Origin of the sequence: Thermus sp. 2.9 (genome assembly GCF_000794385.1) — a bacterium.
GTDB classification, from domain to species: domain Bacteria; phylum Deinococcota; class Deinococci; order Deinococcales; family Thermaceae; genus Thermus; species Thermus thalpophilus.
Genome location: NZ_JTJB01000034.1, coordinates 44912 through 63467 on the forward strand (window position 1 = coordinate 44912; position 18556 = coordinate 63467).

Annotated in this window: 16 protein-coding genes, 1 tRNA gene and 1 pseudogene; 17 read left to right on the top strand and 1 reads right to left on the bottom strand. The window is 60.9% G+C overall.

What is annotated here, in order from left to right:
• The first annotated feature begins 10 nt into the window (after positions 1-10).
• From QT17_RS08170 to QT17_RS08220, 14 genes and pseudogenes are all read left to right on the top strand, one after another.
• The gene (locus QT17_RS08170) at positions 11-2089 is read left to right on the top strand and encodes an ATP-dependent helicase (RefSeq protein ID WP_039458868.1); all 2079 of its coding nucleotides are present in this window, start codon (positions 11-13) and stop codon (positions 2087-2089) included.
• A 10-nt stretch (positions 2090-2099) separates the two neighbouring features.
• On the top strand, positions 2100-2813 hold the full coding sequence (locus QT17_RS08175) for a hypothetical protein (RefSeq protein ID WP_039458870.1): 714 nt from the start codon (positions 2100-2102) through the stop codon (positions 2811-2813).
• A gap of 12 nt (positions 2814-2825) precedes the next feature.
• Complete coding sequence (locus QT17_RS08180) at positions 2826-3596, top strand: LamB/YcsF family protein (RefSeq protein ID WP_039458873.1); 771 nt, start codon at positions 2826-2828, stop codon at positions 3594-3596.
• A 229-nt stretch (positions 3597-3825) separates the two neighbouring features.
• Positions 3826-5055, top strand: a complete 1230-nt coding sequence (locus QT17_RS08185) for a flippase (RefSeq protein ID WP_235283852.1) — start codon at positions 3826-3828, stop codon at positions 5053-5055.
• Positions 5052-6173 carry a UDP-galactopyranose mutase gene (gene glf, locus QT17_RS08190; protein WP_039458879.1) on the top strand — a complete coding sequence of 374 codons (1122 nt, stop codon included), beginning with the start codon at positions 5052-5054 and terminating at the stop codon, positions 6171-6173. The genes QT17_RS08185 and glf overlap by 4 nt, the downstream gene beginning before the upstream one ends.
• Positions 6166-7067, top strand: a pseudogene (locus QT17_RS13350) (glycosyltransferase family 2 protein). Before glf ends, QT17_RS13350 begins: the two are co-directional and overlap by 8 nt.
• Before the next feature lie 20 nt (positions 7068-7087).
• Positions 7088-8200: a glycosyltransferase gene (locus QT17_RS13355; RefSeq protein WP_081995797.1), complete on the top strand. Its 1113-nt coding sequence runs from the start codon at positions 7088-7090 to the stop codon at positions 8198-8200.
• A gap of 27 nt (positions 8201-8227) precedes the next feature.
• Complete coding sequence (locus QT17_RS15015; protein ID WP_152607360.1) at positions 8228-8872, top strand: glycosyltransferase; 645 nt, start codon at positions 8228-8230, stop codon at positions 8870-8872.
• A gap of 92 nt (positions 8873-8964) precedes the next feature.
• Positions 8965-9806 (top strand): IS5 family transposase gene (locus QT17_RS13365; RefSeq protein ID WP_369792378.1). Its coding sequence is split into 2 segments (ribosomal slippage): positions 8965-9322 and positions 9322-9806, totalling 843 coding nucleotides; the frame shifts between segments, so codons are not numbered across the junction.
• Between the two features lie 6 nt (positions 9807-9812).
• A complete protein-coding gene (locus tag QT17_RS13370; protein WP_200883389.1) occupies positions 9813-10286 on the top strand; it encodes a glycosyltransferase in 474 nt (157 codons plus the stop codon).
• A 44-nt stretch (positions 10287-10330) separates the two neighbouring features.
• The gene (locus QT17_RS13375) at positions 10331-11554 is read left to right on the top strand and encodes a glycosyltransferase family 39 protein (protein WP_081995800.1); all 1224 of its coding nucleotides are present in this window, start codon (positions 10331-10333) and stop codon (positions 11552-11554) included.
• The gene (locus QT17_RS08210) at positions 11532-12608 is read left to right on the top strand and encodes a glycosyltransferase family 4 protein (protein ID WP_235283837.1); all 1077 of its coding nucleotides are present in this window, start codon (positions 11532-11534) and stop codon (positions 12606-12608) included. Before QT17_RS13375 ends, QT17_RS08210 begins: the two co-directional genes overlap by 23 nt.
• A gap of 148 nt (positions 12609-12756) precedes the next feature.
• Complete coding sequence (locus QT17_RS08215) at positions 12757-13854, top strand: sugar transferase (RefSeq protein ID WP_235283841.1); 1098 nt, start codon at positions 12757-12759, stop codon at positions 13852-13854.
• Between the two features lie 153 nt (positions 13855-14007).
• On the top strand, positions 14008-14652 hold the full coding sequence (locus tag QT17_RS08220; RefSeq protein WP_152607361.1) for a hypothetical protein: 645 nt from the start codon (positions 14008-14010) through the stop codon (positions 14650-14652).
• A gap of 26 nt (positions 14653-14678) precedes the next feature.
• Here the strand turns inward: QT17_RS08220 and QT17_RS08225 are convergent.
• Positions 14679-14772 (bottom strand) — tRNA-Ser (locus QT17_RS08225).
• A gap of 57 nt (positions 14773-14829) precedes the next feature.
• Between QT17_RS08225 and QT17_RS08230 the strand changes: the two genes are divergently transcribed.
• The 3 genes from QT17_RS08230 to QT17_RS08240 are packed head-to-tail and all read left to right on the top strand — an operon-like array spanning position 14830 to position 18552.
• A complete protein-coding gene (locus QT17_RS08230) occupies positions 14830-17313 on the top strand; it encodes a CBS domain-containing protein (protein WP_039458892.1) in 2484 nt (827 codons plus the stop codon).
• Positions 17291-17896, top strand: coding sequence for a membrane protein (locus QT17_RS08235; protein WP_039458895.1), 606 nt, complete (start codon positions 17291-17293; stop codon positions 17894-17896). Before QT17_RS08230 ends, QT17_RS08235 begins: the two co-directional genes overlap by 23 nt.
• Positions 17893-18552: a site-2 protease family protein gene (locus QT17_RS08240; RefSeq protein WP_039458898.1), complete on the top strand. Its 660-nt coding sequence runs from the start codon at positions 17893-17895 to the stop codon at positions 18550-18552. Before QT17_RS08235 ends, QT17_RS08240 begins: the two co-directional genes overlap by 4 nt.
• The last annotated feature ends 4 nt before the right edge of the window (positions 18553-18556 follow it).

Below are 18556 nucleotides of genomic sequence, written 5' to 3' on the forward strand. Positions count from 1 at the left end.
ACTCCACCCCGTGGACGAGGCCCTCCTCTCCTCCTTGAACGAGGCCCAGCGCCAGGCGGTCCTCCACTTCCAAGGCCCCGCCTTGGTGGTGGCGGGGGCTGGGAGCGGCAAGACCCGCACCGTGGTCCACCGGGTGGCCTACCTCATCGCCCACCGGGGCGTCTACCCCACGGAGATTCTGGCGGTCACCTTCACCAACAAGGCGGCGGAGGAGATGCGGGAGCGGCTCAAGGGCATGGTGAGGGGGGCGGGGGAGGTCTGGGTTTCCACCTTCCACGCCGCCGCCTTGCGCATCCTCCGCGTGTACGGGGAGCGGGTGGGCCTGAAGCCGGGCTTCGTGGTCTACGACGAGGACGACCAGACCGCCCTCCTCAAGGAGGTCCTGAAGGAGCTCGGCCTTTCCGCCAAGCCGGGGCCCATCAAGGCCCTCTTGGACCGGGCCAAAAACCGAGGAGAGCCGCCCGAGGCCCTCTTGGCGGAACTTCCCGAGTACTACGCCGGACTTTCCCGGAGGAGGCTTTTGGACGTCTTTTTCCGCTACCAGGAGGCCCTAAAGGCCCAAGGGGCCTTGGACTTCGGGGACATCCTCCTTTACGCCCTGAGGCTTTTGGAGGAGGACCAGGAGGTGCTCGCCCGGGTGCGCAAGCGGGCCCGCTTCATCCACGTGGACGAGTACCAGGACACAAACCCCGTGCAGTACCGCTTCACCAAGCTCCTGGCCGGGGAGGAGGCCAACCTCATGGCCGTGGGGGACCCGGACCAGGGCATCTACTCCTTCCGGGCGGCGGACATCAAGAACATCCTCCAGTTCACGGCAGACTTCCCCGGGGCCAAGGTCTACCGCCTGGAGGAGAACTACCGCTCCACCGAGGCCATCTTGCGCTTCGCCAACGCCGTGATCGTCAAAAACGCCCTGCGCCTGGAAAAGACCCTGCGCCCGGTGAAGCGGGGCGGGGAGCCCGTGCGGCTTTTCCGGGCCAAGGACGCCCGGGAGGAGGCCCGCTTCGTGGCGGAGGAGATCCTGCGCCTGGGGCCCCCTTTTGACCGCATCGCCGTCCTCTACCGCACCAACGCCCAAAGCCGCCTCCTGGAGCAGGCTTTGGCGGGCCGGGGCGTTGGGGCGCGGGTGGTGGGCGGGGTGGGCTTCTTTGAGCGGGCGGAGGTGAAGGACCTCCTGGCCTACGCCCGCCTGGCCCTGAACCCCCTGGACAGCGTGAGCCTGAAGCGCATCCTGAACACCCCGCCCCGGGGCATCGGCCCGGCCACGGTGGAGAAGGTGGCCCGCCTGGCCCAGGAGAAGGGCCTTCCCCTCTTTGAGGCCCTGAAGCGGGCGGAGCTTCTACCCCGCCCCGAGCCCGTGCGCCACTTCGTGGCCTTGATGGAAGAGCTCATGGACCTGGCCTTTGGCCCCGCGGAGGCCTTTTTCCGCCATCTCCTTCAGGCCACCGACTACCCCGCCTACCTCAGGGAGGCCTACCCCGAGGACCACGAGGACCGCCTGGAGAACGTGGAGGAGCTCCTGCGGGCGGCCAAGGAGGCGGAAAGCCTCCTGGACTTCCTGGATAAGGTGGCCCTCACCGCCCGGGCGGAGGAGCCGGCGGGGGCGGAGGGGAAGGTTTTCCTCATGACGCTCCACAACGCCAAGGGTCTGGAGTTCCCCGTGGTGTTCCTCGTGGGGGTGGAGGAGGGGCTTCTGCCCCACCGGAACTCCCTGAACACCCTCGAGGCCCTGGAGGAGGAGCGCCGCCTCTTCTACGTGGGGGTGACCCGGGCCCAGGAAAGGCTTTACCTCTCCTACGCCGAGGAGCGGGAGGTCTACGGCCGCCTGGAGGCCACCCGGCCAAGCCGCTTCCTGGAGGAGGTGGAAGAAGGTCTCTACCAGGAGTACGACCCCTACCGAAGCCCAAGGCCCGTCCCTCCGTCGCACCGGCCCAAGCCCGGGGCCTTCAAGGGGGGGGAGAAGGTGGTCCACCCCCGCTTCGGCCCGGGCACGGTGGTGGCGGCCTCGGGGGACGAGGTGACGGTGCACTTTGAGGGGGTGGGGCTTAAGCGCCTTTCCCTCAAGTACGCCGACCTGCGCCCCGCCTAGGAGGTGGCCCGTGTGGCCCCCTTACCACAAGACCCGCCCCTTGCCCTTCCTCCACCGGGGGAATGCCGCCTTCTTTGACCCGTTGGTGGCGGAGGTGGCGTCCTTGCGCCTGCCCCTTTTCCCCTACCCCGTGGAGGCGGAGAACACCTGGGCCCTCCTCCCCTGCCTTGTGCCCCTGGGGCTTGCCGGGATGGTCCTGGCGGAGGGCCTTCCCCCCCCGGAGGGGATGCGCCTGGAGGCGGAGGCGGAGATGGCGGGCCTGGTGGACCTGGTGGCCGTGGGGGTGGGGGGACCCGTGGGCCAGTACACGGAGGGGGTGGCCTTGGAGCGCTTCCTAGCCGCCCACTTTCCCGGGGCCAAGGCGCTTTGGCTTGGCCCCTTGCGCCCCTCCTTGGCCCCCTTCCTCCGCCCCTTGGCCCAGGTTTCCGTGGCGGCGCCGAGCTTCGCCGAAGGGGACGCCTTCCTCGCCCGCCTGCCGCAAAGGGCCCGGGGACACGTGGCCTTGAGGCGGGAGGAGGTGGAGGCCCTGGCCTTGCGGTCCGACCTCCTCCTCTACGCCGGGGGCGGTCTTCCCCTGGGGCTCCTCCAACCCTTCCACGCCCTTTTGGCCCTGGCGCCTGTGGACCGGAATGTCCACGAGCGGGTCCAGGTGGTGTATTCCCGGGAGGAGCTTTGGGCGGAGCGGGTGAAGGCGGTCTTAGGGGCGCTTGGCTACCCCCCTTGATACCCTAGGGGTATGGGGCGTTGGGTGGACCTGAACGCGGACGCGGGGGAGTCCTACGGGGTCTATACCTACGGGCACGACCGGGAGCTTTTCCCCTTGGTGACCTCGGTGAACCTGGCCTGCGGCTTCCACGGGGGAAGCCCTTTGCGCATGCGGGAGGCGGTGGCCCTGGCCAAGGCCCATGGGGTGGCGGTGGGGGCCCACCCCGGCTTCCCCGACCTGGTGGGGTTTGGCCGGCGGGAGATGGCCTTGGGCCCGGAGGAGGTCTACGCCGACGTGCTTTACCAGATCGGGGCCCTTTACGCCTTCCTGAAGGCGGAGGGGCTTCCCCTCCACCACGTGAAGCCCCACGGGGCCCTTTACCTCAAGGCTTGCCGGGACCGGGAGACGGCCCGGGCCATCGCCGAGGCGGTGCGGGCCTTTGACCCGGAGGTGCCCCTCGTGGTCCTCCCCGGGACGGTCTACGAGGAGGAGGCGAGGCGCGCCGGGCTTAGGGTGGTCCTCGAGGCCTTCCCCGAGCGGGCCTATCTCAAGAACGGTCAGCTTGCCCCCCGCTCCCTTCCGGGCTCCTGGATCACCGACCCAAGGGAGGCGGCCCGGCGGGCGGTGCGCATGGTCCTGGAAGGGAAGGTGGAGGCCCTGGACGGAGGAGAGGTGGCGGTGCGGGCGGACACCCTTTGCATTCATGGGGATAACCCCAACGCCCCCCAGGTGGCCCAGGCGGTGCGGGCGGCTTTGGAGGCGGCGGGGGTGGCGGTGCGGGCGTTTGGCTTGGGGGTGTAGGGGCTTAAGATATGGAGGGTGGGGGGCCTCGAGGGCCATCCGCCATAAGGATGGGGAAGCCATGAGGCGCAGGGCGATGACCGGTGCCGGCTACCTAACCTGGGGAGGCAACCTGGGTCCATCTAGCGGAAGGAACTGTCGGGAAGCCATTTTCCTACTTTCGTGAGGTTGTGGTGTGGAAAGGAGTAGATATGTGGGCAAGGTTCTAAGCTTCATCCGTTACTCCCGGGTGGGAAGAAACCTCCTTTACCTTTACTTGGTTCAGGGTGCCAATTATCTTTTCCCCTTGCTCACCCTTCCTTACTTGACCCGCACTTTGGGGCCACAAGGGTTTGGGCTTTTAGCGGTGGGGCAGTCTATGGCGCTTTATTTGCAACTTTTGGTGGAGTACGGCTTTTCCTTTTCGGGCACCCGGGAGGTGGCGCGGCACCGAGAGGACCCGGGAGCCTTAGCCCGCATTTTTTCAGGGGTTTTGGCGGCCAAGCTTTTTCTCCTCCTTCCCGCCTTTTTGCTTGCCTTGACAGCGCTTTACCTGCCTGTCCTTCGCGGTCGGGAGGATGTGGTCTTTTCTGCCTTCTTTTGGGCTGCCGCCTGGGGCCTGAGCCCGCTGTGGGTTTTCCAGGGGTTGGAGCGGATGCGGGAAGTGGCCCTTTTGGAGGTCCTTACCCGCGGGTTGGCCACCATGGGGGTTTTCCTCCTCGTTCGGGCTCCCGAGCAGGCATACCTACCCCTTTTTTTGAACGGAGTGGGGGCTTTGGCGGCGAGTGGTTTGGGGTTCTTTTGGCTTTCCCGCCACATTCCTTTGCGGCGGCCCTCCCTGAGGGAGGGTTTGTTGTTCTTGGCTATGGGTAAGGACCTTTTTTCCTTTCGGGTGGCTGTGAGCCTCTATACGGCAGCGAACCCTTTGATTCTTAGCTTCTTTGCGTCCCCTTCTCAGGTGGGGCTGTACGCGGGTGCGGAGCGGCTTACCAAGGCGGTTTTGGGGATGGTGGAGCCATTCAACCGGGCCTTTTTTCCACGGTTTTCCCACGAGGTGGGCCGGGACACCCGGGGCGCGGGTAGGATGGCCACGCTGGTCTTTGCCCTCATGGTGGGTTTTGCCATGGGCGGAGCTTTCTTCCTTTGGTTTGTAAGCCCATGGGTGGTGCACATCCTTTTGGGGCCGGGCTATGAGGGAGCGGTGCCGATCATGCGCATCCTAGTGCTTCTCCTTCCCCTGATTGCGGCCTCCAGTCTCCTAGGCCTCCAGTGGATGCTGGCCTGGAAGATGGACCGGGCCTTCAACGCCATCATTGTGGTCGCGGGGTTTCTAAACCTCCTCTTGGCCACGGCGCTTAGCCACCTAGGGGGTGCTTCGGGGCTTGCCTGGGCGGTGGTCTTGGTGGAGGCCTTTGTGACGGGGGGGATGGTCTGGTACCTTCATAGATTGGGGCGCCTACCCTGGGAGGTGGCCCGGTGAGGGTGGACTACCTAATCGTGGGTGCAGGCTTTACCGGCGCCACCTTGGCGGAGCGGATCGCCAGTGAACTTGGTAAGCGGGTTTTGGTGGTGGACCGCAGGGGCCACATCGGGGGTAACGCCTACGACGAGCACGACGAACGGGGTGTTTTGGTACACCGCTACGGCCCCCACATCTTCCACACGCAGAGCAGGAAGGTCTTTGAGTACCTCTCCCGCTTTACCGAGTGGCGGCCCTACTTCCACCGGGTGCGGGCGGTGGTGGAGGGGAAGGAGATCCCCCTGCCCTTCAGCCTGGCCTCCCTGCGGGCCCTCTTCTCTGAGCGGGTGGCGGACCGGCTAGAGGAGAAGCTTATGGCCCGGTTTGGCTACGGGGCCCGGGTGCCCATCCTGCGCCTGAGGGAGGAGGAAGACCCCGATTTGCGGTTCTTGGCGGACTACGTGTACCGGAACGTCTTTGAAGGGTACACCTTAAAGCAGTGGGGAATGCGGCCGGAGGAGCTTTCTCCCTCGGTGACGGCGCGGGTGCCGGTTTTGGTGAGCTACGACACCCGCTACTTCCAGGACACCTACCAAGCCATGCCCAAGGAGGGGTACACGGCGCTCTTCCGGCGGATGCTCTCCCACCCCAACATCAAGGTCCTCCTTCAAGCGGACTGGCGGGAGGTGGAGGGGGAGGTGCGGTACCGGTACCTCATTTACACCGGGCCCATAGACGAGTTCTTCGGCTACCTTCATGGACCCTTGCCGTACCGCTCTCTGCGGTTCCGACTAGAGGGGCAGCCGATACCTTGGGCCCAGGAGGTGGGTACGTTGAACTACCCCAACGAGCACGCCTACACCCGGGTGACGGAGTTCAAGCACCTCACGGGGCAGGCCTACCTGCCCCACACCACCCTGTGCTACGAGTACCCCGAAGGCTACGAGCCTGGGCGGAACGAGCCCTACTACCCAGTGCCCAAGGAGGAAAACGAGGCGCGGTACCAGCTTTACTTGGAGGAGGCGAAGAAGCTCAAGGGGGTATACTTTGCCGGGCGTCTGGGGGACTACCGCTACTACAACATGGACCAGGCGGTGGCCAGGGCTCTGAAGCTTTTTGAGGAGGTGGCGCGTGGATAGGGTCTGCGCGGTGATCGTCACGCATAACCGTAAGGAGCTTCTAAGGGAGTGCCTGCGGGCGGTGCTTGCCCAGACTCGGCCCGTGGACCACATCTTGGTGGTGGACAACGCCTCCACGGACGGGACGGCGGATATGCTCCGGGAGGAGTTCTCGCAGGTGGAGGTCTTGAGGCTCCTGAAAACCAGGGCGGGGCTGGGGGCTTCCACGAGGGAATGAAGCGGGCGTATGAGCTCGGATACGAGTGGATGTGGTTGATGGATGATGATGCTTTGCCGAGTAGGACCGCATTGGAAGAACTGCTTCTCTTTTCAGAAGAAGCGGATGTTGTGGCACCTGGTCTCGTGAACAGGGCGGGTGTTGTTTATGGAGCAGGTAACTACTTTTTGGGTTATAGACCCCTACGGGTTCCTTTTATCTTGAAAGATGCGAGGTATGCTGTCCCCGTGCAGTTGGTTTCTTTTGTGGGGCCCTTGATAAGTCGGCGGGTTGTTGAAAGCGTAGGTTTTCCCAGAGTTGAGTTTTTTATTTGGGCAGATGATTGGGAGTATTTCTTGCGAGTTCATTTGCAGGGGATGCGCACGCTATGGACCCCTTGTGCAGTTGTGTTCCACGAGTATGGAGGTGAGTTTTTCAAAGTCAAGCGGTTTGGTTGGACGAGCATCCGTCCTAAACAACCTGCTTGGAAGTATTATTATAGTACAAGAAATACTTGGGTGATGCTAGGTTTGTTTCCCCCCTTTCGCCGATATCTGGAGCGGCTAGTTTATTTGGTCTACACGGTGAGATGGATGTTGGGTGACGTACTTTTTGAGAAAAACTATATGGAGCGTTGTTTTTATCGGGTTAGAGGCCTGTGGGACGGTATCTGGGGGCGTCTTGGTAGAATTGTCTGAGTTGAGAGGAAAGAAGTGCGATGACTAGAAGAATCGCCGTTTTTCTTCCTAGCTTAGATGGGGGAGGCGCGGAGCGAGTTACCTTGACCTTAGGGCAGGGGTTAGTGCAGCGGGGTTATCAGGTAGACCTCGTTTTGGCTTCAGCTAAAGGGGTATTTCTATCCGATTTTCCGGAAGGATTGAGGTTAGTTGACTTGAAAGCATCCCGAGTGCTGAAAGCCTTGATACCACTTGGGAAGTATTTAGTTAGAGAGAAAGTTGACGTCTTGCTTTCTGCTTTAAGTCATAGCAATATTATAGCCTTGCTTGCGAAAACCGTATTTGGGCTTCCTATACGCATTGTGGTTGCAGAACACACTGCTGTGATCCCAAGTCTTCGTGGGGCTAGAACTCTTCGTGAGAGGATGGTCCCTTCTTTAATCCGGCTTCTTTATCGTAAGGCTGACGCAGTGGTTGCAGTTTCGGAGGGGGTTGCTCAGGAGCTGATAGAAAATTTTGGATTAGACGCAGATAAGGTTAAGGTTATTTATAATCCAATAAGCGTTGAGGAGATTTTGAGGAAAAGCCAAGAATTTCTGGATCACCCCTGGTTTAAACCTGGCGAACCCCCAGTAGTTCTTGGTGTTGGTCGTCTGGTTGAAGAAAAAGATTTTTATCTACTTATCAAGGCTTTTGCTCGGCTGCGTAGAAAGCACAAGGCGCGGCTGGTGATCTTGGGAGAAGGGGCGGAACGTGCTAAGCTACAGGAACTTGTTCATGAGCTGGGTGTCGAGACGGACGTTTCTCTTATTGGCTTTGTTAATAACCCATATCCCTTTATGCGTCTGGCTAAGGTTGTCGCCTTAAGCTCAAGGTGGGAGGCTCTCCCGACAGTTCTGATAGAAGCAATGGTTTTGGGGAAAGAAATTGTTGCCACAGATTGTCCGTACGGTCCGAGGGAAATTTTGGAGGATGGCAGATGGGGTTACTTGGTGCCTGTTGGAAATGAGGAAGAGCTTGCTAAGGCTTTGGCTAAGGCCTTGTATAACTTCCGAAGTGAGGAGGAGGTAAATAGAATGAGGGCCTCGGTTGAAGAGCGCTTTTCTTTGGAAAAAATAGTAGCTAATTATGAAGAGGTGCTTCTGGGCAACTAGATAGGTTTGCTAGTGGAAGATGGCAACATGCGCTTGCTTAAAGTAACCACTGGTTTAGCCCAAGGTGGGGCAGAAAATCAGCTGGTGCAACTTGCTATTCGCTTGAGGCAGCGGGGGTGGGAAGTGGTTGTAGTGTCTATGCTACCTCCCGCAGCATACGCTGATGTCTTAAAGGAAGCGGGGGTCTACGTGCATTCGCTTAACATGGTAAGGGGCTGCCCGGATCCTCGGGGAGTGTCAAAGTTGGCGGGCATAATTCGCCATTTTGGTTCCCATGTGATTCATAGCCATATGGTACATGCTAACCTGTTGGCCCGCATAACACGCCTTCTAGCCCCTGTTCCTGTCTTGATTTCCACGGTGCATAGCACTCTGGAGATTGGCCGCTTTTTCAAGAACGAGGCCAGCACACATTTAGCTTACCGATTAACAGATCGGTTAGCCGATGCAACCACATTTGTATCACAAAATAGCATGAGGCGTTTTTTACAACGCAAGGCTGTAAGGCCGGAAAAGGCCACCTATATTCCTAACGGAGTTGATACCCAGCGCTTGCTCCTCGAGTGGCTACAAGACAGGTTAAACGCCGCGAGTTGGCTCTTGAGGAGGGGGAATTCGTCTGGCTTGCAGTGGGCAGGTTGGAGGAAGCGAAGGACTACCCTACTCTCCTAGAAGCATTCTCTTTGCTGGTTAATGACTTGTTAGTTAATGAACAGAGGGTTACTCTCTTAGAGGCTGTCGTAAAAGGGTGGTATTCTTGAGGGATGAGCTCTAGACGATCTTACCCCAGCGACCTCAGCGATGCGGAGTGGGCCCTCCTGGAGCCCCTCATCCCAGCCCCCAAGCCCGGCGGCCGACCCGCCAAGGTGCCGAGGAGAGAAATCGTTAACGCCATCCTTTACGTCCTGGAAAACGGCATCAAGTGGCGGGCTATGCCCCATGACTTGCCCCACTGGTCCACCGTCTACCACTACTTCCGCAAGTGGCAGAAGGAAGGCATTTGGGAGAAGGCCGTCCAAGCCCTGGCCCGCCAGGACCGGGAGCGAGAAGGGAGGCAAGCTTCGCCCAGCGCTCTGGTGATGGATAGCCAGTCCGTCAAGACCACGGAAAAAGGGGGCCCCGAGGGCACGACGGGGCGAAAAAGGTCAAGGGGAGAAAGCGCCAAATCTTGACGGACACGGGGGGTCGCTTGCTGAAGGCCTTCGTGCACCCGGCCAACGAGCACGATAAGCGGGGTGGGGAGGCCTTGCTCCTGGGGATGGACCTCTCCCTTTGGCCAAGGGTGCGGAAGCTCTTTGTGGACTGGGGGTACAGGGGCCTCAAGGGGCTCGCTTCTTCCCTGGGGCTGGAGCTTGAGGTGGTGGCCCGTCCCTACGCGGGGGTGCGTGGGGTCTGGGTGCGGGAGGGGGAGGAGGCGCCGGAGCTTCCGCGGGAGAGGGGGTTCAAGCCCTTGCCCAAGCGGTGGGTGGTGGAGCGGACCTTCGCCTGGCTTGGGCGGAATCGGCGGCTTGCCAAGGACTACGAAGCTAACCCTCGGGTGAGCGAGGCCTGGGTGTATCTGGGCATGCTACGCTTGTTGGTGAAGCGGCTGGCTAGGGCCGCGTAGCTGGCCGTGGAGGACTTTTACGACAGCCTCTTAATCGTAGGTCAAGGCAGCTTGGAAGGAGTACTCAGGAGGCTTATTGCAAAGCACAGGTTGGAAGATAAGGTCTTTCTTCTTGGTTCTCGTAGCGATGTGCCCGAGCTGATGAATATGGCGGATGCCTATGTAATGTCTTCGGCTTGGGAAGGGATGCCAATGGTTCTTCTTGAGGCCCATGCGAGTGGTTTGCCGGTTGTGGCAACAAAAGTGGGTGGCAATCCAGAGGTAGTACGTGATGGTGTTAGCGGTTTTTTAGTTCCTCCGGGAGATGCCCCGGCTTTGGCTAGGGCTATGTACCGACTAATGATGTTAACACCTACTGAAAGAGAGGACATGGGTGCACGCGGTCGGCGTTGGGTTGAGGAAGCGTTTTCTTTTGAGAAAGTGATAAAAGAGTGGGAGAATTTATACCTTAAGCTGCTTCGATCCAAAGCGATAATTTAAGGGCAGCATGGCGGTGGCATAAGTGAAAAGAGTTTGGGGGCTTTATGATTTTTGAGAAAGCGTGTCTGAAAAAGAGGGGTGATGATGTATCTTTTCTTTGTTGGGCTTGGTTCGTGGTGGCTTTTGGAGTTCGCTTTATTGCGTTGGTCGTGACGCACTTCTATTCTACAGATGTTGGGTTGGGTGGCTTTAATCCCTTATTTTCAGGACATGACGATCGCTTATACTACGAAATATCTCTTCGGCTTCTCAACGGTGAAGCGGTACCTTCATTGCCAAATCTATACCCGCTAATTCTCGCTGTTCTCTTTCATGTTTGGGGTCCGAGCTTATTCTTTGGCAAACTTATAAATGTTCTTGCTGGCGCTTTGGGGGTAGGGATTGCTGTTTGTATTGCCGAACGGCTAACCGTGACAAAACAGCCCAGGTGGTCGTTATTTCGCCCAGGCAACGTGGCAGGGCTATTTTTAAGCTTGTACCCGTCTGCTGTATTTTACAGCACTCAGCTTTTAAAAGATGCTTCTGTATGGCTTCTCGGGTTCCTGGGACTCTATTTGATTATAAGATTGGTCACAAATCCTTGTGTAGCCTATTATTTAGGCCTTGGCATGGTGGTGGCCCTTCTGTGGTTCTTTCGTCCTTATGTTGCCTTAGCGCTAGTAGGAGCCTTAGGTTTATACATTCTTTTTCGGGGAACCGGGCTTAGAAATTTGGTAGTGCTGGGTGTACTCTTTCTTGTTATTCCCTGGCTTCTTGGGTGGGGGCCTTTCGGTTGGAAGTACCTAAGCCCGCTCCTTAGCCCCGAACGATTAGCGCGTTTCCGTGCGGAAGTGTATGGGATAGGGGGAAGTTCCTTGGGGATAGAATTGGACCCCACCCATCCTTTTCGTTTTTTACTTGGCTGGCTATATAGCTCGGCTACGGTGTTCCTGGGTCCTTTTCCATGGCAGGTGGACGGGCTGATGGAAGCGATCGCCTTTCTAGAGGTTATCTATATATGGCCCCTTGTGGCGGTTTGGTTGCTAGGCCTTCGTCACCTAAGGAACCCGGGACCGCCGGAACTCTTGCTCCTATTCGCGCTGATCTTAGGCTTTGGAATAGGGATTTTCAGCGACAACCTTGGGGCTAACACCCGCCTTCGGCTCTTGGTGTGGGGTGCTCTTATAATCTATGCGGCGGTGCGATTGGGAGGAAGCGGTGCGGATACTCTACCTCATCACCCGAGCCGAGCCGGGGGGAGCCCAGATGCACCTTCTGGAACTCCTTAGAGCTTTTCGGGGCAAGGCCGATCTTCATCTGGCTGTAGGGCAGGACCGCGAAGATTTCTTGGTGAAGGCTGCCCAAGAACTCGGGGTGAAGACTTACCTTCTTCGCCACATGGTTCAACCTATAAAGCCTAGCTCGGATTGGCGGGGGCTTAGGGAGGTAACGGAGTTAATTGGGAGGTTGCGCCCTGATTTGGTTCACGCCCACTCCTCCAAGGCGGGTTTCCTAGGCCGGCTTGCGGCGAGGAGGCTAGGGGTAAAAAGTGTCTTTACTGCCCATGGATGGGCGTTTACCGATGGAGTGGGCCCCGCGCGGAGGACTTTGGCGCTCACCTTGGAGCGCTTGGCGGGCCGAGCCGGGGACCTGGTCCTGGCTGTGTCCGAGAGAGACCGGGAGCTTGCCCTGCGCTACCGGGTGGTTCCCCCAGAGAGAATTCGGGTCGTGTGGAACGGGGTTCCGGACACCCTTTTGCGGGCTGATCCGGCCCGCGATCCGCCCAGGATTGTCATGGTGGGGCGGTTTGCTCCCCCAAAAGACCACGCTCTCGTGCTGAAGGCCCTTGCGGGGTTAAGGGAGCTTCCTTGGTACTTAGACCTGGTGGGCCAAGGGCCTCTTTTGCCTGAGGTACAGGCCTTGGCGGAACGTTTGGGTTTGGGGGAGCGGGTTCGTTTCCTTGGGAAGCGGTTGGATGTGGACCGGATCCTGGCCGACGCCCAGGTTTTTGTCCTAGCTTCTAATTGGGAGGGATTACCCCTTTCGGTGCTAGAAGCTATGCGGGCTGGGCTTCCCGTGGTGGCGAGCGATGTGGGGGGTGTGCGGGAGGCTGTGCTAGAGGGCAGGACAGGTTTCCTGGTACCCCGGGGAGATATAGTGCTTCTACGGGAACGCCTTGCCCTGTTACTTCAGGATCCAGGCCTGAGGGTTGCGCTAGGGGGGGAGGGGCGGAGGAGGTATGAGGCCCACTTCACCCTGGATAGGATGCTTCGCGAGGTTTGGGCAGCCTACGAGGAACTGGGAGCAAGGCGTTCATCCCCTTTTCAGGGACCTATAGGGTAGCATGGAGGCTATGGGCGTGTTGGAGTTAAGGTTGCCCTACAGGCTTATCAAACCCAGGAATTGGCCCAGTCCCTGGCTCGCCCTGGGCTTACTTCCTGCGCTTTTGGCGGGCGTTTTCTTCTTCGGCTTACCCCCGTGGGGGGTAGAGGTGAGTACGCTGGTGTTCCTCACCGCCTTGGCTCACCTCCTGGCTTTTTTCGCCACGGACCGAATGGCCCGCTATCCCGGGAAAGAGTCCTGGGGCCTGGCTGCTTTTAACCTTTTCCTCTTTACTCTTCTTTTAGTGGCGGTCTTGGCTCTAGGCAGACTTTACTACTCCCGGGCTTATCTCCTAGGGGCTACCCTGGCTGCCTTTCCCCTCTTGATGTTCTACTTAAACCGCATACCTCCCGTGCGGCTTGCCTTGATCCCCGGTGGGGTGGCAGACTGGCTGCAGGTTCATCTTAAGGAGGGGCTCTTGCCTATGGCTTATTTGGATGAGGTGGAAGGAGTGGTGGCGGACCTCCACCACCTGGATCCGAAGGCCTTACCCCTTTTAGCGGAGGCTTCCTTAAGGGGTATACCCATCCTTCATGCGGCGAGTGTGTACGAAGGGTACACGGGCAGGGTGCCCTTAGGACCGAACTTCAACGAGGGGCTCATGGCCCTGGCAGAGACGGACCGAGGGCTTTACCCTTGGTTCAAGCGGGTATGGGAAGTGGGTTTGGTCTTGGTTTGCTCCCCCCTGCTCCTTATCTTGGGGCTCGTGGTGGCCCTCTTGGTCTATTTGGACCTTGGGCGGCCCGTGATCTTTGCTCAGGAACGTGTGGGGTTGGGTGGGCGCCCTTTTAGGGCTTACAAGTTTCGCACCATGCGGGGTGCGCCACGGGAAGGGGTGTATGCTGGGGCGGAGGAAACCCGGATAACCCCATTGGGCCGGTTTTTGCGGCGCTACCGCTTGGACGAGTTGCCCCAGTTCTGGAATGTGGTAAAGGGAGACATGAACTTGATCGGCCCAAGGCCGGAACAACGGGTATTGGCGGAGGTGTACGCCAAGGAGATCCCTCTTTATCCTTTACGCCATGCCGTGCGCCCGGGGCTTACGGGGTGGGCCCAGGTGCAGCAGGGATACGCGGAAGGGGTGGAGGGGACTCAGGTAAAGCTTAGCTATGACCTTTACTACATCAAGCATCTCTCCTTTTGGCTGGACCTTCGGATACTTGTGAAAACCCTTTGGGTCATTGGAACTGGCTTCGGGGCGCGTTGAGAGTTAGGTATGAATGGTGAGCCGGAGGTGACGCTTTTGGACCTCCTTAGGGCCTTGCGGCGAAGTTGGCGCTGGCTCTTAGGGGGCGGTTTAGTGCTAGGAGCGTTGGTGGGATGGGCTAGTACCCTTTTACCGCCCCGCTACGTTAGCGAGGTGGTGTTTCGGATTAGTGGTGAAAGTGAAAATGCAGAGAAGGCGTTTTTAGAAACAAGGATCTTGTGGCAAGAGGCTGGGGGTTGGCTTTTTCCCCATCCGGTTTTGTTTCCGTGGTCGGATTGGGTTAAGGCTTCCCTAGCCAGCGGCGAGGGGTTTGATGCGGCATTTCAGAATGGGCTGGTACGCGTATCCGGTTATGGGCGGACTCCTGAGGGGGCGCGAAGGAGAGCCCTCGAGGCCTATGAGCTCGTCAAGAAAAGGCTAAAGGAGAAGGTAAGGGCCTTTTGGCAAGGCTACCTTCGCGGCGAGGAGATGGTCCTCTACCGAGGGGTGCGGGATTTGGAGCAGGCCCTTCGGGTGTTGGCTCAGGAGGACCGCGATCCCTCTTTGCGCCAGCGACTTGGTACCATGGTCTCGCTCATGGAACTTCGGCTTCGGCAGTTGAAGGGCTATCAGGAGGATAAGGCCTTGGACGCATTGGCGGAGGAAACCATGGCCTCGAGCCTCGTGCTCCTGCAACCTGCGCAAACGCCTAAGGAGCCCTCAAAGCATCCACCTTTGCGGTATGGTGCGGTGGCGGCCCTGACCTTCTGGTTGTTTGCAAGTCTTTTTGTGTTCCTGAGAGAGCTTTTCCGAAGCTAAAACCCCGGCCTTGGGGCCGGGGTTTGTGGCGGAGAGGGCGGGATTCGAACCCGCGAGGCAGGTTTAAGCCCGCCTACACGATTTCCAGTCGTGTCCCTTCAGCCGCTCGGGCACCTCTCCAAGCGCCGACCTTGAGTCTAGCAAGGCCCATTCCTAGCGTCAAGTAATCTTAAAGGCGTGCGGGTGGTGGTGGCCCACGAGAACCTGGACTTTGATGCCCTGGGCTCCATGGTCCTGGCGGGGAAGCTTTTCCCGGGAAGCCTCCTCGCCCTGGTGGGGGGCCTCGAGGGTCCCCTGAAGGACCTCGCGCCCCTTCTGGAGGACCGCTTGGACCTGGTGCCCGCCGCCGAGATCTCCCTGGACAAGGTGTCCGAGGTGGTCCTGGTGGACAACGCCCGCCCCGAGCGCATCGGGCCCTTCAAGGCCTTGGTGGGGAAGGTTCCCTTCCTGGTCTTTGACCACCACCCCAAGGCCCCGGGGGACGTGCCCGCCGTGGGGGGGAGGGTGCAGGCGGTGGGGGCCACGGTTAGCCTTCTCCTTCCCCTCCTCCTGGAGCGGGGGCTCAGCCTCACCCCCTTGGAGGCCACCTTGGCCTACGCCGGGGTGTGGGAGGACACGGGGGGGTTTAGCTTCCCGTCCACCACGGCCCTGGATCTGGAGGCGGGGCGGCTTCTTCTGGAGATGGGGGCGGAGGCTTGGCGGGTGAGGGAGTGGGTTAGGCCCCACCTCTCCGAGGAGGCCCGAAGCGTCTTAAAGGCCCTCCTTAGGAGCGCCCGGGTGGTGGAAAGGGAGGGCTTCCGCCTCCTCGTGGCGGAGGCCAAGGAGGAGGGGTACGTGCCCGCCCTGGCTCCCTTGGCCCACACCCTCTTGGACCTCCACGAGGCGGAAGGGGTGCTCCTGGTGCTCCGCCTGGGGAAGGAAACCCTCCTCATCGCCCGGAGCAAGGCCCGGCTGGACGTGGCCCACTGGTTGGGGGAGGTGGGGGGCGGGGGGCATCCCCGGGCGGCCTTCGCCCGGGTGCGGGGGGTTAAGGGGGCGGTGCGGCGCCTCCTCCAAAGCCTTCTCCGGTACCTGGAGCCGGAGCCCACCCTGGGCGAGGCCATGACCGCCCCCGTGGAAACCCTAGCCCCCACCTCGGTGAGGGAGGCCCTCCGCCTTTTGGAGGAGAGGGGCTACGGGGCCATGCCCGTGGTGGTGCCCGGGGGGGAAGGGGTGAGGGTCTTGGGCTTAGCCCGACGGCGGGACCTAAAAAAGGCGGAGCGTCTGGGCCTGGGGGACCACCCCGTGGAGGGGTTTTTGGCCCGGGCCGTGGTCCTACCCCCGCAAACGCCCCTTTCGCAGGTGTTGCCGTACCTGAAGGAGGGTGGGGGGCGGGTGTTGGTGGGCGGGCGGGTGGGGGAGGGATGGCGGCTCCTTGGCATCTTCACCCGCACGGACCTTTACCGCAAGCGGCCCATGGGGGGCGGTGGGGAGGAAAAGCCCCTTGGGGAGAGGATTTTGGAAGCCCTGCCCGAGGGGGCCCGACGGGTTTTGCTGGCCCTCAAGGAGGCCTTTCCCCAAGGTCTCTACCTGGTGGGAGGGGCGGTGCGGGACGCCCTTTTGCTGCGCTCGGGGCCGGACATAGACCTGGTCCTGGAGCCGGGGGCCCGGGTGGAGGCGGTGGCCCGTTTCTTGGTGGAGCGCTTTGGGGGAAGCTTCGCCCTTCACTACGCCTTTGGGACGGGACGGGTGCGGCTTCCCTTCGGCCTGGTGGTGGACCTGGCGGAAAGCCGGGAGGAGGTCTACCCCTATCCCGGGGCGCTGCCCCAGGTGCGCCCGGCCCCCATCGCGAAGGACCTGGAGCGGCGGGACTACACGGTGAACGCCATGGCCCTTTCCCTGGCCACCGGGGAGCTTTTGGACCCGTATGGGGGGCTAAAGGACCTGGAGGCCCGCCTCCTCCGCCCCCTCCACCCCCTTTCCTTCGTGGAAGACCCAAGCCGCATCGTGCGGGGGGCGCGCCTTGCGGCGAGGCTTTCCTTCCGTTTCGCCGAGGAGGCCCTAAAGGCCTTGCCCCCGGCCCTGTTGCCCGAGGTGCTCAAGACGGCGAGCCGAAGCCGCCTAAAGGACGAGCTCCTCCTCACCCTAAAGGAGGAGACCTTTTACCAAGCCCTGGCCCTTCTGGAAGGGCTCAGCGCCCTGAAGCCCCTTTACGGGCTTGCCCTGCCTCCGGAGGAGCCCTTTGGGAGGCTTCGCCCTTCGCCGGAGGAGGATCAGGAGCGCCACCTGGTGGAAAGCAGGCTTCTCGTCCTCCTTTATTTCCAAGAAGAACCCCTGGCCCGGGCGGAGACCCTGGGCCTTCCCAAGCGGGTCCAGGAAGGGCTTTCCCTCCTCCTACGGGCCGGGCGGGGGGAGGAGGTGGAGCGGGAGGCTTTGGCCAAGGAACCCCTAAAGGGCGCCTTCCTTGCCCTCTTTCCCGAGCGGGCCCAGTGGCTTTTGCAAAGGCCCAGGATCCTCCGGGGCCGGGACCTTTTGGAGCTTGGCTTGAAGCCAGGGCCCAAGGTGGGGGAGATCCTCCGCCGGGTGGCGGAGGCCCGGGCCCGGGGCGAGGTAAAGACCTTTGAGGAGGAGCTTGAGCTTGCCCGTAAACTGGTGGGGGATGGGACTCTTTCCGCTCCTTAACGACCCGCCGGTTTTCGTTTTGGCCTTCCTCCTGGGGGCCTTGGGCCTCATGCTCCACAACCTCTTCCAGGCCTGGCTCGCCCACCGCTACGGGGAGGTGGCCCCCAGGCGCTACGGCTTTCTTTCCCTGGACCCCCGGGTTCACCTCGAGCCCTTGGGCCTGGTCCTCCTGGTCCTTTTGGGCTTCGGCTGGCCCCGCTTCGTGCCCACGGGGCTTCCCGGGCGGAAGGGAGCTTGGGTAGCCCTCATGGGGCCCTTGGGCTTTTTTGTGGCCGCTTTCCTATACGGGCTTTTGGCCCGCTTCCTCCCGTACCCTTTTGGCGAGGGTTTCATGGTGGGGGAACAGCTAATGCTCCTTCACGCCGCCATCTATCTTTTTCCCGTACCGCCCTTGGACGGGGCCAAGGCCCTTTACGCCGTGGGCGGGCCGGAGGCGCGGCGGTTTTTGGACCAGCTGGCTGGCTACGGGCCCCTGGGCTTTATCCTCGTCTTCTTAGTCCTCTCCTACACCGGGGTGACGGGCGCGGTGGTCCAGGGGCTTGGGGGCCTCCTGGGCACCCTCTACCGGGCGCTTGGCTTATGATTGCCCTGCTGGAGCAAGACCCCCTGGCCTTTTTCCTGGCCTTTTTTGCCCTCCTCCTAAGCCTCGCCCTGCACGAGTGGGGGCACGCCTACGCCGCCTTCCGCTTTGGGGACCCCACGGCCGAACGCTTGGGCCGGCTCACCCTGAATCCCTTAAAGCACCTGGATCCCTGGGGCACCCTGCTCCTCCTTCTGGTGGGCTTTGGTTGGGCCAAACCGGTGCCCATAAACCCCGTGGCCTTTCGCGCTTACCGGTTCGGCCTTTTCGTGGTTTCGGTGGCGGGAATCGTCCTAAACCTTTTCCTCGCCGTGCTCTTTGCCCTCTTGGTGCGAGGGTTTTTTGCTCTAGACCCTTGGGCGGTGGCCCTGGCCTTCCGGGGGGAGGGGGGTGGGGTGGTGGGGGTCTTGGCGCTGGCCTCTTTTTACGCCAGCTCCATCAACCTGGTCCTGGCGGTCTTCAACCTCCTGCCCATCCCGCCTTTGGACGGGTCCAAGATCCTGCAAAGCCTCCTGCCCCTTTCCTGGCACCCCCTTCTTTGGCGGCTGGAGCAGTACGCCTGGCTTTCCTTTCTCCTCCTCCTCACCGTGCTCCGGGGACCGGTGCAGGAGGTCTTGCGCTGGGCGCGGCGGGTGTTTTTCGTGTTTTTCTTCGGCTAAACTT

Coding starts and splice junctions, on each gene's coding strand:
- QT17_RS13355 (WP_081995797.1), top strand. CDS start 7,088: ATGACTAGAAGAATCGCCGTTTTTCTTCCTAGCTTAGATGGGGGAGGC.
- QT17_RS08210 (WP_235283837.1), top strand. CDS start 11,532: ATGCACCTTCTGGAACTCCTTAGAGCTTTTCGGGGCAAGGCCGATCTT.
- QT17_RS15015 (WP_152607360.1), top strand. CDS start 8,228: ATGCGCTTGCTTAAAGTAACCACTGGTTTAGCCCAAGGTGGGGCAGAA.
- QT17_RS08235 (WP_039458895.1), top strand. CDS start 17,291: ATGGGACTCTTTCCGCTCCTTAACGACCCGCCGGTTTTCGTTTTGGCC.
- QT17_RS08240 (WP_039458898.1), top strand. CDS start 17,893: ATGATTGCCCTGCTGGAGCAAGACCCCCTGGCCTTTTTCCTGGCCTTT.
- QT17_RS08180 (WP_039458873.1), top strand. CDS start 2,826: ATGGGGCGTTGGGTGGACCTGAACGCGGACGCGGGGGAGTCCTACGGG.
- QT17_RS13375 (WP_081995800.1), top strand. CDS start 10,331: ATGATTTTTGAGAAAGCGTGTCTGAAAAAGAGGGGTGATGATGTATCT.